3 protein-coding genes and 1 pseudogene are annotated in these 2,136 nt (G+C 66.6%); 2 read left to right on the top strand and 2 right to left on the bottom strand.

Annotated features, from left to right (window positions below; translation table 11 throughout):
- On the top strand, positions 1 to 181 hold a 181-nt coding region (locus HCC78_RS33410), incomplete at its 5' end, for a hypothetical protein (protein WP_216671415.1).
- 117 nt (positions 182 to 298) lie between these two features.
- A complete protein-coding gene (locus tag HCC78_RS32190; protein ID WP_172332763.1) occupies positions 299 to 1,228 on the top strand; it encodes a LysR substrate-binding domain-containing protein in 930 nt (309 codons plus the stop codon).
- A 27-nt stretch (positions 1,229 to 1,255) separates the two neighbouring features.
- Here the strand turns inward: HCC78_RS32190 and HCC78_RS32185 are convergent, their stop codons facing one another.
- Together HCC78_RS32185 and HCC78_RS34320 are read right to left on the bottom strand one after the other, a co-directional pair.
- Positions 1,256 to 1,969 (bottom strand): ribonuclease activity regulator RraA, encoded by a 714-nt coding sequence (locus tag HCC78_RS32185; protein WP_172332762.1) that lies wholly within the window; start codon positions 1,967 to 1,969, stop codon positions 1,256 to 1,258.
- Positions 1,970 to 2,036: 67 nt separating this feature from the next.
- Positions 2,037 to 2,136: pseudogene (locus HCC78_RS34320) on the bottom strand (aldehyde dehydrogenase); the annotation flags it as partial.

The raw sequence follows: 2,136 nt of genomic DNA, 5'->3' as shown, positions 1-2,136 counted from the left end.
CCGCCAGGACCGGAAGCCCAAGGCACGAAACAGCAGCCCCGCAAAGCAGGACACCACGGAATGTCATAAGTTTTCCTCCCAAAATGCCGGCAGATTCTTCGATGCGCAGGCCGGTCTGCACGACGTCCGGATCGGCTCGCAACGGTGTCTGTCGCACCGTCCTCCTCTGAGCCTGTGTTGATCTTAGGCGCTTGACGCAGCCAGTCTATGCTGATTCTGATGCATGGTGATCCAATCTCGCTATCATTAGCGCGGCACACCGTATCACCCGCTGCGCGTGCATCCGGAGGACCGTCCCTTGGCCGGCCAGACAGTGGAACTGAACCAGCTGCGCTATTTCGTGGCCGTCGCGGAAGAGCTGAATTTCCGCCGCGCCGCCAAGCGGCTGAACATGACGCAGCCGCCGCTTTCGCGGCATATCGCGATGCTCGAACACACTCTGGGAACGCCGCTATTCGACCGCACCAACCGCTCGGTGCGGCTGACCGCGGCGGGCAAGCGGCTCCTGATCGACGCCTCCGACATCCTCACCCGGGCCGAGAGCGCGGTGCTGGCCGCACAGCAGGCGGCGCGCGGCAAGGCCGGGGCGGTGGAGCTGGGATTCGTGCCGTCTTCCTGCGTCGAGGTGGTGCCGCGGATCGCCCGCAGGGTGCGCGACGAGATGCCGGAAGTCACGCTGACGCTGCGCGAGGTGATGACGGTGGAAGCGATCGAATCGCTCGGCGCCGGAAGCCTCGATTTCGGCATCATCCGGCTGCATCCGCAATCGCTGGGCCTGCCGATCGAGAAGCTCTGGAGCGAGGGATTCGTGATGGCGGCGCCGCTCGGCCACCCGATCCTGGAGCGGGCAGAGATCGGCATCGAGGACCTGAACGGGATCGATTTCGTGGGGTATTCCAGCGAGCGCGGCGGCTTCCTCCGAGAGGTCGTCCAGGGCTATCTGAAGGCCCATGGCGTGACCCCCAACGAGATCTTCGCCGTGGCGCAGCGCCATACGGTCGTGTCGCTGGTGAACGAGGGGTTCGGCGTCGCGCTGGTGCCGCGGTCCAGCTCGCTGATCGGACTGCCGAAGGTGGTGTTCCGGGATATCGGCCTGCCCGCGGAGGAGCTGCATTCGGACCTCTACCTGGCGATGCGGCCGAAGGAGCCCGAGCCGCTGGTCGCGGCAGTGGCGGAGATCATCCGCGAGGAGTTCCGGGGCGAGACCCTGCCCGCCCGGAAAGGATGAGGCCCCGGCTTCCGCCGGGGCGCCCTGTCAACGGTTGTTGGCCTTGCGCCATGCCTCGAAGAGCGGCAGGTATTTCTCTTCGTTCACGCGGGGATAGAGGCCGATGATGGTCTCGCCCGCCTTGACCTGCTCGACCACGAAATCCTCGTAGGCGGTCATCTCGACGGCCTCCTCGGCAATCTCGTCGGCGATTTCCGCCGGGATGACGATCACGCAATCCGCGTCGCCGACGATGATGTCGCCCGGGAAAACCGGGGCATCGCCGCAGCCGATCGGCTCGTTCATCGCGATGGCTTCGTTGGTGGTCAGGTTGGTCGGGGAGGACGGCCGCGTGTGATAGGCCGGGATGTCCAGCTCCGCGATGGTCGCCGCGTCGCGGAAGCCGCCATCGGTGACGACCCCTGCCCCGCCGCGCTTCATCAGGCGGGTGATCAGGATGTCGCCGGCCGACGCCGCGGTGGCCGACTTGCGGCTGTCCATGACCATGACGGAGCCGGGCGGGCAGGTCTCGATCGCGACGCGCTGCGGGTGGTCGGCGCGGCGGAATTCGGCCAGGGTGTTGCGGTCCTCGCGGGCCGGCATGTAGCGCAGCGTGAAGGCCGGGCCGACCATGTTCTCGCCCTTCCAGCCGACCGGATGGACGCCCTGGATCACCTGGTTCCTCAATCCGCGCTTGTAGAGCGCCGTGGCCAGCGTGGCCACTGAAACGCCCTTCAGCTTGCTGCGGGTTTCCTCGTTCATGCGGGGTCCTCCCATGGGTCCCGGGCGGGCCTTGCCCGGCCCGGCATTGGTCTTCTAGGTCAACAGGTTACTTAAGGTCATCCGGCATGACGCTGCCGGGGATGTTCTGGAAGCAGACGGGGCGCAGGAAGCGGCGGATCGACAGGGTTCCGACCGAGGTCGCGCCG

The organism is Mangrovicoccus sp. HB161399, from assembly GCF_013184745.1.
Taxonomy (GTDB): domain Bacteria; phylum Pseudomonadota; class Alphaproteobacteria; order Rhodobacterales; family Rhodobacteraceae; genus Mangrovicoccus.
The sequence above is the reverse complement of the archived record's forward strand: the minus strand, read 5'-3'. Positions and strand labels throughout refer to the sequence as shown.

What these genes read in the sequence shown, in the direction of transcription:
- HCC78_RS32185 (WP_172332762.1), bottom strand. Translation starts at nt 1,969, where the DNA reads ATGAACGAGGAAACCCGCAGCAAGCTGAAGGGCGTTTCAGTGGCCACG.